The organism is Streptomyces sp. NPDC029292, assembly GCF_055569295.1.
On the sequence record NZ_JBVHXR010000032.1, the window covers coordinates 18,560 to 31,985 of the forward strand.

Consider the following 13,426-nt stretch of genomic DNA (forward strand, 5'->3'; position numbering starts at 1 on the left):
GGTGTCTCAGTGCACGAGCGGGACGGACACCGCCATGATCATTTCCATCGGCACGTCGCCGTCATTGGCGTACCTGTGAGGGGTGTTGGCCTCGAAGGAGGCGCTCGCTCCCGCCGGGACGCGGTGCGGTACACCGTCGACGGTCAGGGTGAGTTCACCTGCCGTGACATGGACGAGCTCGACGGTGCCGGCGGGGTGCGGGTCCGAGGGGCTGCCCTCGCCGGGCATGAGCCGCCAGTCCCACATCTCCAGCGGCCCCGGCGCCTCGGTGCCCGCGAGGAGCCGGTTGTAGCTGCCCGCGTCGGTGTGCCACAGCCGTACGGCCTGCTCGGCCGGGACGATCCGGACTTTGGGGCCCTGCTCGTAGTCGAGCAGGGTGGGGACGCTGACACCGAGGGCGTCGCCGATCTTGACGACCGTGCCGATGCTGGGGTTGGTGCGGGCCTGCTCGATCTGGATGAGCATGCCGCGGCTGACTCCGGCGCGGGCGGCGAGCGCTTCCAGGGTGAAGCCCCGCTCGGTGCGCCAGCGCTTGACGTTGCGCGCCAGGGACTGGGTCAGCAGGTCGAGATCCGACACATTCCGTCCAATATTCTGGATGACAGAGTTCAATATAGTGAACTATGGTGTGGTGCACCTGAACGTTCACCGAACTGTACTGCGAGGCACCCCGTGACAGCACTCTTCGCCCTGGCCACCAGCCTCCTGTGGGGCCTGGCCGACTTCGGCGGAGGGCTGCTGACCCGACGTACGCCCGCCCTGACGGTGGTCGTCGTCTCGCAGACGATCGCGGCGGTCGTCCTCGGCGCGATCGTGCTGGCCACCGGCGGCTGGAGTGAGGCAGGACCGCAGCTGTGGTTCGCCTTCGCGGCGGGCCTGGTGGGACCGGTCGCGTTGTTCTCCTTCTACAAGGCGCTGGCGCTGGGCCCGATGGGCGTCGTCTCGCCGCTCGGCTCGCTCGGTGTGGCCGTGCCCATCACCGTCGGGCTCGTCCTCGGCGAGCGTCCCGGGCTGCTGCAGTTCGCCGGGATCGCGGTCGCCGTCGTCGGTGTGGTGCTGGCGGGCGGGCCGCAGCTCAAGGGAGCGCCCGTGCAGCGGCAGGCGGTTCTCCTCACGCTGCTCGCGGCGCTCGGCTTCGGCACGGTGTTCGCCCTGATCGCGGAGGCGTCCTCGTCGGTCACGGGGCTGTTCCTCGCCTTGTTCGTGCAGCGCGTGACCAATGTCGTCGTGGGCGGCGCCGCGCTGTCCGTCTCCGTGCGGCGGAGCGCCGGGGCCCTCCCCGAGGGCGGCTTTCCCTGGCGTGCGCTCCCGGCGCTCGCCTTCGTCGGTCTCGCGGATGTCGCCGCCAACGGCACGTACTCCATCGCCGCCCAGCACGGCCCGGTCACCGTGGCCGCCGTACTCGCCTCGCTCTACCCGGTGGTCACGGCCCTGGCCGCACGGGGCATCCTCAGCGAGCGGCTGCGCGCCGTCCAGGCGGCAGGAGCGGGCCTCGCCCTGGTCGGCACGGTGCTGCTCGCCACCGGCTGAGTGCCGTGCGGGGTCAGGACTCGACGTCCAGCTCCGCCAGCCGCGCCGCGGCCTCCTCGTCGAGCCCCGACAGCGCGAGCAACTGCTCCGGCGTCACGCCGTCGGGAATCGGCACCGGCGGCGGCGTCCGCAGCGGCGGCTGCCAGCCGTCCACCGGGTCCCAGCGCCGTACGACGCGGGCGGGAGCGCCCGCCACGACCGCGTGGTCGGGCACCACACCTCGTACCACCGCACCGGCCGCCACCACGACATTCCGCCCGATTCGCGCCCCCGGCAGGATCACGGCCCCGGTCCCGATCCAGCAGCCGGGCCCGATCTCCACCGGTTCCATCCGGGGCCACTGCTTGCCGATGGGCTCGTGCGGATCGTCGTACGAGTGGTTCGTGGACGTGACGTACACATACGGCCCGAAGTAGCAGTCGCTGCCGATCGTGACCGTCGTGTCCGCGATGACGTGGCTGCCGCGGCCGAGCACGACGCCGTCGCCGATGCGCAGGATCGGGTCGGGTCCGAGGTCGAGGTCGGGCATCAGACCGGCGGTCAGCGTGACCTGTTCGGCGACGATGCAGTGGGAGCCGAGGTGGATCCAGGGTTCACCGAAGACCGTGCCCAGCGGGAAGGCCAGCCTGGTACTTGTTCCCATCGCCCCGAAGCGGAGCCGTCCAGGGTGCTCGGCCGTCACAGCGCCCGTGCGCTGCACCCAAGCCCAGCCCGCGTGGACGGCGCGCTGCGCGAGGCGGCGCCGCCATGATGAGAACGTGTTCTTGCTGTTGGGCACCCGCTTACGGTACTCAGCGCGAGCTCGCCGACGGGGTCGTACGGCTGTGATCTTCACCCCACCGGAGGGCGCAAGCGATGGCATACGGTGCCGCTGTAGCGACTAAGAGGAGACGGTGAGACGGTGACGACGCAGCAAGCGCTGATCATGGGGATCGGCGGCAAGGATCCACAGGTGGACCAGGAGGCGTTCGCCGCGCCCACGTCCGTGGTCATCGGGGACGTCACGCTGCACGCGGGCGCGAGTGTCTGGTACGGCGCGGTGCTGCGCGCCGACTGCGGTCCGATCGTCATCGGCGCGAGCAGCAATGTCCAAGACAATTGCAGCCTCCACGTGGACCCCGGTTTTCCCATCAGCATCGGCGAGCGGGTCTCCATCGGGCACAACGCCGTGGTGCACGGCGCCACCGTCGAGGACGACTGCCTGATCGGCATGGGCGCCACGGTGCTCAACGGGGCGGTGATCGGTGCCGGTTCGCTGGTGGCCGCGCAGGCGCTGGTGCCGCAGGGGATGCGGGTGCCCCCGGGCTCGCTCGTCGCGGGCGTCCCCGCCAAGGTCAAGCGGCAGCTGACCGACGAGGAGCGCGAGGGCATCTCGCTGAACGGCACCCTGTATGTCGAGCTGGCGAAGGCGCACCGGGCCGCGCACGAGGAGAAGTGACTCCCCGGTGATTCAGCCTTGGTGATTCAGCCTTCGTGACGCAGCTTCCGTGACGCAGCCTCTGTGACTCAGTCGGCGGCGGGCACCGCGACGGGCTCCGGCTCGACCGTCTCGCGCTCCGCCGCCATCTTCTTCGCCTTGCGCTTGACGATCAGCATCGAGGCGAGCCCGATGAGCACCGCCACGACCAGGCCGAGGTACGAGAAGCGCTTGAGCCAGGACTCGGCGACCACGCCGACGTAGTAGATGACCGCGGTGGTGCCGCCCGCCCAGATGATCCCGCCGAGGACGTTGGCGATCAGGAACTTCCAGTACGGCATCCGCAGCACACCCGCGAGCGGGCCCGCGAAGATCCGCAGCAGGGCGACGAAGCGGCCGAAGAAGACCGCCCACATGCCCCACTTCTGGAAGGACCGCTCGGCCGTCGCGACATGGCCCTCGCTGAAGTGCTTGGGGAACTTGGCACCGAGCCAGGCGAGGAGCGGGCGTCCGCCCTTGCGGCCGATGGCGTAGCCGATGGAGTCGCCGACGATCGCGCCCAGGCTGGCGCACGCGCCGAGGACGACCGGGTTGATGCCCGTGTGCTGCGAGGAGAGCAGCGCCGCCGAGATCAGGACGATTTCGCCGGGCAACGGGATGCCCAGGCTCTCCACGCCGATGACCAGGGCCACCAGCACATAGACGCTGACCGCGGGCACCGTCTCGAGCCACTGCTGGACGTGCAACGCCGGTTCCTCCCGTTTCGCTGTGCCTGAGCCGGGCGTGAACCGCACCTGTGTGGTGATCACCCGGCGTGCGCTCCCCCCTGAGCGCACGCCGGGCAGCCTACCTGGTCCGCCCTACGAGACGGAGTCCCAGAGGTCGCACCGGTGCTCGCGGGGGACGGTGGTGCTGAGGGTGTTCCCGCCCGCGGAGGCCGTCCGCAGCGAGAGCACCCGCCCGGTGCCCGCGGGCATCGCGGGCCCTCCGTCCGCGCGCGGCACACCACCGCGGATGAAGGATCCCCAGTACTGCACCATCTGCCGCGACAGCACCCGCTGCTCCGCGTTCAGCGGTGAATCGAGCCCGAAGTGCTTGAAGAGGTACTGCACCTCGTTGACGTGGGTCGCGCCGAAGTCGAAGTCCGTGTGCAGATTCCGCAGCGAGGCGAACGGCGGTGAGGTGCGGTCGGCGAACTCGTACGAGTAGACCGGGCCGCGCGTCGCGAGCGCGCCGTCGAGCCGGAGCGCCGGGCACGCCATCAGGTAGTCGCCGAAGGCGGTGCCATAGGCGATGGTCGGCGAGGGGTAGTCCACCAGCGGGTAGCGTGCGAGCACCCGCTCGCCCTGGTCCGCACCGAAGACGGCCTTCACGACCACCGGATACAGCTCGGCGGTGAGCGGCGTGCCACTCGCGTCGAACTGCCCGAAGGCGAAGAGACGCCCCTCGTCCTGGTTCGCGCCGTTCAGCACGGGGACACGGGCGGCGGCCCCCTTCGCATACGCCTCGAAGGGCTGCACGGGCAGGAAGTCACCGCCGACGACCGGCCCCCAGTCGAAGCCGGCCTGTGCCGCGAGGACCTCCTCGGAGGACTTGCCGCGCAGACAGGCGAGCGAGAGATCGGCGCAGCCCACCTTCTTCGCGAAGGCCGCACCGGCCGCGACGGCCGTCTCGTGCGTGCGTGCCGCGCAGTTCCCGTACGCGCCGCTCTCGACAATTCCCGCCCGGTACAGGCCCTTTGAGGATGGCGAGGCCATCTGGGTGCAGACCGAGCGGCCGCCCGCCGACTCGCCCGCGATGGTCACGCGGCCCGGATCGCCGCCGAAGCGGCCGATGTTGGCACGCACCCAGCGCAGCGCGGCCTGCTGGTCGAGCATCCCGAAGTTGCCCGAGACCCCGTCGCGCGCCTCGCCGTCGAGTCCGGCCGTCGCGAGGAAACCCGTGGCTCCGAGGCGGTAGTTGACCGTCACGACGACCGCGCCGGTCCGCCGGGCGAAGGTGCCGGGCACGATGTCCTCGCCCGCGCCCGCGGTGAGTCCGCCGCCGTGCAGCCAGACCATCACCGGACGGCGTCCGGCGCCCTCGGGGACATACACATTGAGGTCGAGGCAGTCCTCGGTGTGGCTGGGCTGTTCGTAGCCCGGGTCCCAACTCGCCGTCTGTACACAGCGGTTGCTGAAGTCCTTGGCGGTGCGTACACCTTGCCAGGGCTCGACGGGCCGCGGGTTCTTCCAGCGGAGGTCACCGACGGGCGGCTCGGCGTACGGGACGCCGAGGAACTGCCGTCCCTCGGCGGTGGCTTCGCCGCGGACCCGGCCCGCTTGCGTGCGCACGACTGTTCCCTCAGAGGCTGAGGTGGACTGGGCCGGAGCCGGGGCGACGAGAACGGTGGCGAGGGCGGTGAGTCCGATGACGAGACGGCGTATCACGCGCTCACCTCCGCGGTCGTGCGCAGCCGCAGATCACGCGACGACGCACCCACCCACACCGTGCGGCGCCCGGTGCCGAGCACCCAGTCGTGCCGCTGCACGTCCCAGGAGGAGAGCGTGCCCTCCTTGATGACCACGGTGACCCGGCGCCGCTCCCCGGCCCGCAGCGCGAGCCGCCGGTAACCGCCCAACACGCGTACGGCCTGGTCGAGTCGGAGATCCGGCGACGGTCCGACGTACACCTGCGCGACCTCGATGCCGTCGCGCCGCCCGGTGTTGCGCACCGTGAAGCTCACTTCGAGGCCGTGGCGGGCCTGGTGGACGCGGAGATCGTCGTACCCGAAGGAGGTGTACGAGAGTCCGTGCCCGAAGGGGAACAGCGGGCGCACGCCCTCGGCGTCGTACCAGCGGTACCCGGCGTGGATGCCCTCCGAGTACTCCTCGGTGCCGTCGACTCCCGGGTAGCGGCGTGGGTCCCCGGCGACGGGATGGCCGTCGTCGTCGACCGCGAAGGACTGGGTGAGCCGACCCCCTGGGTCGCAGTCGCCGAACAGGACGGCGGCGGTGGCCGCCGCACCCTCCTGGCCGGGGTAGTACATCTGGAGCACGGCGGCCGTGCCCGGCAGCCAGGGCATGGAGGTCGAGGAGGAGGTGTTGAGGACGACGGCCGTACGGGCGTTCGCCGCCGTCACCGCCTCGATCAGCTGGGTCTGGTGACCGGGGAGCGCGATGGACGTGCGGTCCAGGCCCTCGGTCGCGTCCTCGTAGGCGAAGAGGACGACGCTGTGCGCGGCGCGCGCGGCCTCGACCGCCTCGGCGACGTCCTGCGCGCGGGTCGCTCCGGTGATGCGCCGCAGCCGGAACAGCTGCCCGCCATCCCCGCCCTTCGCGGTGATCTCTACCTTGTGCGCACCCTTCGTGAGGTTCAGTGTCTTACGGCGCACGGACAGGCCGTCGGGCGCGGCGGAGACGAGGCCGCCCGAGAAGTACTCGCCGAATCCCGGCGCCACCGGGAAGAGGTTCTCGCCGTCCAGGAGCACCGTGGGGCGCTCGCCCGAGTAGTGGATGACCAGGGTCCACTCGTCGGCGTCCGCGACGGTGAGGGTCCCCTCGTACGTCCAGGTCTTCCCGGCGGCGACGCCCTGGGCTTCGGTGTTGATGCCCGTACTCAGGGTGTCGGCGGGGATGGCCTTGCCGAAGAGGTCCTCTCCGAGGGAGTACGAGACGTGTGCGCCGCGTCCCGCGCGGGACTTGATGGCGTCGAGGGGGCTGTCCGCGTGGTCGGGGACGACGTGCGCGCTGCCGCCGCCGCTGACGAACGGGAGCGAGCCGGTGGGTCCGACAACGGCGATGCTGCGGGCGGCCGCTCCGGTCAGGGGCAGCGCGTGGTGTTCGTTGCGCAGCAGGGTCGCGCCGGCCTTGGCGACCTCCAGGGCGACGGCCCCGCCCGCCTCCGGGTCTCGGGCCGGGCGGGCCGGGACGCTGCCGTCGAGCAGGCCGAAGCGGTCCATCACCGCCAGGATGCGGCGTACGGCACGGTCGACGTACGTCTCGGAGACGCTGCCGTTCTGGACGGCCGTCTTCAGGGCCGCGCCGAAGTAGGTGTCGTCGGGCATCTCCATGTCGAGGCCCGCGGTGATCGCGGCTGCGGTGCTGTGGGCGGCGAACCAGTCGGTCATCACCCAGCCCTGGAAGCCCCATTGGTCGCGCAGGACGTCGGTGAGCAGTGCCTTGTTCTCGCAGGCGAAGGTGCCGTTGACCTTGTTGTACGCGCCCATGACCGCGCCGGTGCGGGCGGCGATCGCCGCCTCGAAGCCGCGCAGCTCGACCTCGTGCATGGTCTGCTCGTCGACCCGCACATCGATGGAGTTGCGGTCCTTCTCCTGGTTGTTCATCGCGAAGTGCTTGACGGTGGCTATGAGGCCCTCGCCCTGGATGCCGCGGATCTCGGCCGCGACCAGCTCACCCGCGAGCAGCGGGTCCTCGCTGAAGGTCTCGAAGTTGCGGCCCGCGTACGGGGTGCGGATGAGGTTGACCATCGGGGAGAGCAGGACGTCCTGGCCGAGGGCGCGGCCCTCGCGCCCGATGACCTGGCCGTAGCGGCGGGCGAGAGCGGGATCGAAGGCGGAGGCGAGCAGGACGGGCGCGGGCAGGGCTGTCGCGTGCTGGGTGACGCGGACGCCGGCCGGGCCGTCGGCGAGGCGGAGCGGGGGGATGCCGAGGCGGGGCACTCCGGGCACGTATCCGGCCTGGCCGAGCGAGTTCGGGTCGGCGGCACCGTGCAGCAGGGAGATCTTCTCGTCAAGAGTAAGTTTGCTGATCAAACCCTCTACGCGAGGGCCGGCGCCGGGTCTGGGCTCCGCATAGGCGAGCGGGGCGGGACCGGTGGCAGTGGCCGCCGCGGCGACCGCGATGGCGCCGCCGAGCAGTCGCAGGGCCGATCGCCGGGAAAAGGTGTGGGACATGAGCCGTCACTCCTTCGGTGCGCGGGCACGTCGTCGTGGACCGCGTGTACACGCGCCAACGGCCGTCGCGTTCGGCCCTTGAACGCACGATGCGCCAGGTCGGACTTGACATGCCGTCAGGCACCACGGGTACGGCGCGAAAACTATGACCACTGGTGACTCGTGTCAATGAAGTGAACAGAAACTGCCGGCACCCCGACAAAAGCCGAAGGGACGCCTTCGGAGAACACGGAGGCCCGCTGGGCGGCCGTCTCATCACCGGCCCCAAGCGGCTCCCACCGGTCGCAAACACCCTTGACGCGCCTGATGTTACCGATAACATCACTGCCCTGAGATCACTCCCGAGCCGCCACCACCCGGACCCGCGCACGCTCACCGACACCCCGAACCACGGACCACGGACCACGGACCGGAGAAATCCTGATGCCGCATCTCCTGCGCGTCCCCGCGCGCCCCGCACCGCCCCTGACCGGCCACCTCCCCTTCGCGGACGAACCCGCCGCACCCGATCCGATCGAGGTGACCAGCCGCTACCTCACCCGCGGCGGCCGTCCCTGGTTCCCGGTCTCCGGCGAGTTCCACTACACCCGCTACCCGGCCCGGGCCTGGGAGGAGGAGCTGCTGAAGATGAAGGCCGGCGGCGTCACGGTCGTCGCCAGCTACGTCATCTGGATCCACCACGAGGAAGCCGAGGGCCGCGTCCGCTTCGACGGCGACCGCGATCTGCGGCGCTTCGCCGAGCTGTGCGCCCGCCACGGCCTGGACTTCATCCCCCGCATCGGCCCCTGGTGCCACGCGGAGGTACGCAACGGAGGCCTGCCCGACTGGCTGCTGGCCCGTGGTTGCACGCTCCGCACGGACGACCCCGCCTATCTGGAACCCGTACGCGGCTGGTTCGCGGCGATCGCCGAGCAGCTGCGCGGACTCGACCGGGCGCACGGCGGTCCGATCGTCGCGATCCAGATCGAGAACGAGCTCTACGACCAGCCCGGCCACCTGCTCACCCTGAAGCGGATGGCTCAGGAGGCCGGTCTGAGCGCCCCGCTGTGGACGTCGACGGCGTGGGGCGGGGTCCAACTGCCGCCCGACGAACTGCTGCCGCTGTACGGCGGTTACACCGAGGCGTTCTGGACCGAGGCGGACGGCGGCTGGCCGGAGACCTGCCGCAAGCACTTCTTCTTCACCCACCAGCGCGACGACGAGGGCATCGGCGCCGACCTGCGCCCGACGACCGTTCGCGGCGGCGACCCCGCTCCCACGGACCGCTTTCCCTGGGCCACCTGCGAGTTGGGCGGCGGCATGGCGGTCTCCTACCACCGCCGGCCGCGCGTCGAACCCGACGACGTGGGCGCCCTCGGCCTCACCAAGATCGGCTGCGGCTCGGTCTGGCAGGGCTACTACATGTTCCACGGCGGCACCAACCCGGCGGGTGAACTCAGCACGCTCCAGGAGTCCCACGCCACCGACTACCCCAACGACCTACCCGTTCTCACCTACGACTTCCAGGCGCCCCTGGGCGAGTGCGGCCAGGTCCGGCCGTCGTACCACGAACTGCGCCTCCAGCACCTGCTGCTGGCCGACTTCGGCCAGCTGATCGCCCCGATGGAGTCCGTCCTGCCCGAGCGGCAGCCCGCGGGCCAGCAGGACCGGGACACGCTGCGCTGGGCCGTACGGAGCGACGGCGCCGCGGGCTTCCTCTTCGTCAACAACCACCAGCCGCACGAACCGCTGCCGGCCCACCCCGGCACGACCTTCACGGTCGACTTCGCCGATGCCCCCGCGCTGACGTTCCCCAGCAGTCCGGTCACCGTACCGACCGGCGCGTACTTCTGCTGGCCGCTGCGGCTGGACGTCACCGGTCTGCGGCTCGACTGGGCCACCGCCCAGCCGGTGTGCCGCGTCGAGGACGACGGGCGGACGATCCTGGTACTGGCCGCCATCGACGGCATCGCGGTCGAACTCGCCCTGGACGCGGGCACGGTGACCTCCGTCGACGCGCCCAGCGGTGACGTCACCGAGGTCGACGACCGCATCCTGATCACCGGTCTGCGCCCCGGCACCGACGCCCTGGTCCAGGTGAAGACCGCGGACGGCAACGATGTCGGCCTGCTCGTGCTCGACGCCACCACCGCGCGCACCGCCTACCGGGGCGTGGCCTGGGGCACCGAGCGGCTGGTCCTCTGCCCCGACAGCGTCGTCTTCGACCACGCCGAGCTCCGCGTGCACAGCGCCGCGGCACGGCCCTCCTTCGCCGTCCTGCCCGCGCCGGAACGGTCGTTGACGATCGCCGGTGCGCCTCTGTCGGCAACGGCGGACGGCGTGTTCACCCGCTACACCCCGGAGCAGGGTGCCGACGGCCGGGAGACCGCCCTCGCCGCCACCCTGGTGCGCCCCGCGGGCTCGCCGCCCGAGACGGTGACCGGTCCCCTGGGCCGGGCGAGCGCCCCGGCCGACCGGCACTTCGCCGACTCCGCGGCCGAGTACCACGTGGAGGTCCCGGACGCCCTCCTGCGCGAACCGTCCGGCACGCTCCTGCGCATCCACTGGACCGGCGACGTGGGGCGCGCGTACGTCGGGGACACACTCGTCGCCGACCAGTTCTTCTCGGGCCGCGCATGGGACATCGGCCTCGACCGGCTCCCGGCGGAAGCCCTGCGCACCCATGGCCTGCGGCTGCGGCTGCTGCCCCTGGCCGCGGGCGCGCCGGTGTACGTGCCCGAGCAGGCGGGCGACGGCACGGGAACGGCCGCCGTGCGGCGGGTCCAGTGGGTCACCGGCCGCGCCTGGGCGGTCAGGGCGGACTGATGGAACGGGAGGTATGCCCGGCGGGCCTATCCTGTGGGCCTGCCGAGCGGGCCAGGTCCGCCGCCACGACGTCGGAGGATGCGCCCCCATGACCCGAGGTGCCACGGACGGCGCCGTCCCCAAGGGACGCAGCCGACGCAGCTTCGCGGGGGCGCGCCCGGTGATGGACGACGTCGCGCAGTTGGCCGGAGTGTCGAAACAGACGGTCTCGCGGGTGCTCAACGACAGTCCCGCGGTCCGCCCCGAGACCCGCGAGGCGGTGCTGGAGGCCATGCGTTCGCTCGGCTACCGCCCGAGCCGCAGCGCGCGCTCGCTGGCCAGCGGCAGGACGCGGATGCTCGGGGTGATCTCCTTCGACGCGGCGCGCTACGGCCCCGCTTCGATCCTCACCGCGATCAACACCGCGGCCCAGGAAGCCGGTTACCTGGTGAGCTCCATCGCGCTCGACACGGCCGACCGGGACACCCTGGTGCGCGCCGTGCACACGCTGTCGGCCGAGGGCGCCGACGGTGTGATCGCCATCGCCCCGCAGCGCTGGGTGGGCAGGGCCTTGGCGGAGGCACAGCTCGGCGCCCCGTTGATGGTGCTGGAGAACGACCTCGGGGACGGTGCCTCCTACGTCACCGCGGACTCCCGCGACGGAGCGCGCCAGGCCACCGAACACCTGCTGTCGCTGGGCCACGCGACGGTCTGGCACCTCGCGGGCCCCACGGGCTGGCTGTCCGCCGAGCGCCGGGTGGAGGCCTGGCGGGCGACCCTGGAGGCGGCGGGCGCCGAGGTCCCCGAGCCGCTCGTCGGCGACTGGAGCGCGGACTCCGGATACGAACTCGGCCGCCGGCTGGCCGAACGCCCCGACGTCACGGCGGTGTTCGCCTCCAACGACCAGATGGCGCTGGGCGTGCTGCGCGCCCTGCACGAGGCCGGTCGGCACGTCCCCGGCGACGTCAGCGTCGTCGGTTACGACGACATCCCGGAGGCCGCCCACATGCTGCCTCCGCTGACCACCGTACGCACCGACTTCGCCGCGATCGGCCGGCGCTCGCTGCAGCTCCTGCTGGCCCGCATCGACGGATCGGCCGAGCCACGGACCGATCACGTCGAACCGGTCCGGCTCGTCGTCCGGCGGAGCACGGGGCCGGCGCCGAAGCCGACGCCGCGGAAACGCTGACCCGTCGGGGACGACGGGCGACGGATGGCCGATGGCCCCACCTGAACGGGAGTTCAGATGGGGCCATCCGCCGTTTCAGGTGCTCGGCTCAGCCGTTCGGCCGGAGCGTCCACACGACGGTCATCTCGCCGGTGACGGCACCGTCCGCGCGCTGGATGGCGATGGCGACAGGGAACTCGGGGCGCTGTCCGGCGTCGAGTTCCGCGACGACCTCGGCGGCGGGGCGGCCGAGCGTCGCGGTGGCCGTGACCGGCCCCATCGCGAGCTTCTTGTACGCGATCTCGGCGCTGACCGCGAGCGGCACGGCGCGCGACAGCTGCTCACCGAACGCGGCGAGCACGATCGCCCCGCTCGCCGACTCCCCCAGCGTGAACATCGCGCCGGCGTGCGGCCCGCCGACGTGGTTGTGGTAGTCGCTCTGGTCCGGCAGGGCCACCACGGCCTTCTCCGCGGTGGTCTCCACGAACTGGAGGTTCAGGGTCCGGGCCATCGGCACGGTGGCGGCAAGCATCTCGCCGATCGTCATCTGGTCTGCGCTCATACCCACATGTTACCCGTGAGTAGCAATTTTTGACCAGCAGGTGGCGATGATCGCCGTATCGTTACGCCTCATGTGGCCAGGAGAGCAGCCGCCAGGGGGCGGGCAGAATCCGCAGCATCAGCCGATATCTCCGTACCAGCAGCCGGGATATCAGCAGCCCAACCCGTATCAGCAGCCACCGGGTCCCTGGAATGCCCCGACCGTCACGGCGCCGCCCGCGGCGCCTCCACCGGAGGACGGCGGGCGGCGGACGAAGGTCATCGCGATCGTCGCCGCCACGGCCGTCGTGGTCGCCGCCGCTGTGACCGGATTCGCCGTGCTCGGCGGCGGCAAGGACGACAAGGCCGATCCCGAGCCGACCAACTCCCCTTCCCAGCAGTCGAGTCCGGCGAGCGATCCGCGCGGGACCGGCGGCGACGAGAAGCCGACCGTCGCCGGCTGGAAGACCGTGGTGAACCCCGAGCGCGGCATCGCCTTCGACGTGCCTGCGGAGTGGGGACTGAAGTCGACCAGCTGGGTCACGTACGTCTCGGAGAACGACGACCCCGCGGACAAACCCCTCGTCGGTATCGGGGCCCCCGCCCTCCTCGAGGAGAAGTGGTGCGGCTCCGACGACGACAAGGACGGCACCAAGGAGTACACGATGCTCGCGGGCGCCGGAACCAAGGCCAACAACGGTGCGAAGAGCCCCGCGGAAGCTGCCCGCGCCGACGCGGCCGCATGGGTCTACGGCGAGTACACCCAGCCCGACAAGAAGCTGGTCACGTCCGGTGCGGTGGAGTCGTACACGACGAAGTCCGGCATCACGGGCAGTCTGGCCACCGCCTCGTCGTCGGGTGTGGAGAAATCGAAAAAGTGCGCAAGCGACGGGAAGGCCACCGTCTTCTCCTTCAAGACGCCTGCCAACGACATCGTGTCGTGGGAGTTCTTCGGCGCCAAGGGCGTGTCCGCCGAGGTGCCGGACGCGACGGTACGGCGAATCCTCGCCACCGTGCGGCTCTACAAAGTCCCGTCCGACTCCTGATCCGGTACACGGCTGACGAGGCGCAGTGACCCAAACGTGTCACAGGC

At 71.3% G+C, this 13,426-nt stretch carries 11 protein-coding genes; 5 read left to right on the forward strand and 6 right to left on the reverse strand.

Features of this window, described 5'->3' with window-relative positions:
* Positions 1 to 6: 6 nt before the first annotated feature.
* The gene (locus ACZ4WS_RS43355; RefSeq protein WP_467989040.1) at positions 7 to 579 is read right to left on the reverse strand and encodes a helix-turn-helix domain-containing protein; all 573 of its coding nucleotides are present in this window, start codon (positions 577 to 579) and stop codon (positions 7 to 9) included.
* Positions 580 to 672: 93 nt separating this feature from the next.
* Here ACZ4WS_RS43355 and ACZ4WS_RS43360 point away from each other — a divergent pair, with 93 nt between their 5' ends.
* Positions 673 to 1,530, forward strand: a complete 858-nt coding sequence (locus ACZ4WS_RS43360) for an EamA family transporter (RefSeq protein WP_467989042.1) — start codon at positions 673 to 675, stop codon at positions 1,528 to 1,530.
* A gap of 13 nt (positions 1,531 to 1,543) precedes the next feature.
* Here ACZ4WS_RS43360 and ACZ4WS_RS43365 read toward each other — a convergent pair whose 3' ends face one another.
* Complete coding sequence (locus ACZ4WS_RS43365; protein WP_467989044.1) at positions 1,544 to 2,308, reverse strand: acyltransferase; 765 nt, start codon at positions 2,306 to 2,308, stop codon at positions 1,544 to 1,546.
* 147 nt (positions 2,309 to 2,455) lie between these two features.
* Between ACZ4WS_RS43365 and ACZ4WS_RS43370 the strand changes: the two genes are divergently transcribed.
* A complete protein-coding gene (locus tag ACZ4WS_RS43370) occupies positions 2,456 to 2,968 on the forward strand; it encodes a gamma carbonic anhydrase family protein (protein ID WP_467989161.1) in 513 nt (170 codons plus the stop codon).
* 68 nt (positions 2,969 to 3,036) lie between these two features.
* Here ACZ4WS_RS43370 and ACZ4WS_RS43375 read toward each other — a convergent pair whose 3' ends face one another.
* The 3 genes from ACZ4WS_RS43375 to ACZ4WS_RS43385 all read right to left on the reverse strand — a co-directional run bounded on the left by ACZ4WS_RS43375 (position 3,037) and on the right by ACZ4WS_RS43385 (position 7,841).
* Positions 3,037 to 3,693 (reverse strand): DedA family protein, encoded by a 657-nt coding sequence (locus tag ACZ4WS_RS43375; RefSeq protein ID WP_467989162.1) that lies wholly within the window; start codon positions 3,691 to 3,693, stop codon positions 3,037 to 3,039.
* A gap of 114 nt (positions 3,694 to 3,807) precedes the next feature.
* On the reverse strand, positions 3,808 to 5,376 hold the full coding sequence (locus tag ACZ4WS_RS43380) for a carboxylesterase/lipase family protein (RefSeq protein WP_467989046.1): 1,569 nt from the start codon (positions 5,374 to 5,376) through the stop codon (positions 3,808 to 3,810).
* A complete protein-coding gene (locus tag ACZ4WS_RS43385) occupies positions 5,373 to 7,841 on the reverse strand; it encodes a beta-glucosidase (RefSeq protein WP_467989048.1) in 2,469 nt (822 codons plus the stop codon). Before ACZ4WS_RS43385 ends, ACZ4WS_RS43380 begins: the two co-directional genes overlap by 4 nt.
* A gap of 423 nt (positions 7,842 to 8,264) precedes the next feature.
* Here ACZ4WS_RS43385 and ACZ4WS_RS43390 point away from each other — a divergent pair, with 423 nt between their 5' ends.
* Both ACZ4WS_RS43390 and ACZ4WS_RS43395 read left to right on the forward strand, forming a co-directional pair.
* Positions 8,265 to 10,646, forward strand: a complete 2,382-nt coding sequence (locus tag ACZ4WS_RS43390) for a beta-galactosidase (protein ID WP_467989050.1) — start codon at positions 8,265 to 8,267, stop codon at positions 10,644 to 10,646.
* Between the two features lie 88 nt (positions 10,647 to 10,734).
* Complete coding sequence (locus ACZ4WS_RS43395) at positions 10,735 to 11,814, forward strand: LacI family DNA-binding transcriptional regulator (RefSeq protein ID WP_467989051.1); 1,080 nt, start codon at positions 10,735 to 10,737, stop codon at positions 11,812 to 11,814.
* Between the two features lie 88 nt (positions 11,815 to 11,902).
* On the opposite strand, the gene ACZ4WS_RS43400 is transcribed toward ACZ4WS_RS43395, so the two are convergent.
* The gene (locus ACZ4WS_RS43400) at positions 11,903 to 12,355 is read right to left on the reverse strand and encodes a DUF4442 domain-containing protein (protein WP_467989053.1); all 453 of its coding nucleotides are present in this window, start codon (positions 12,353 to 12,355) and stop codon (positions 11,903 to 11,905) included.
* Between the two features lie 70 nt (positions 12,356 to 12,425).
* Between ACZ4WS_RS43400 and ACZ4WS_RS43405 the strand changes: the two genes are divergently transcribed.
* On the forward strand, positions 12,426 to 13,379 hold the full coding sequence (locus tag ACZ4WS_RS43405) for a DUF8017 domain-containing protein (RefSeq protein ID WP_467989055.1): 954 nt from the start codon (positions 12,426 to 12,428) through the stop codon (positions 13,377 to 13,379).
* The last annotated feature ends 47 nt before the right edge of the window (positions 13,380 to 13,426 follow it).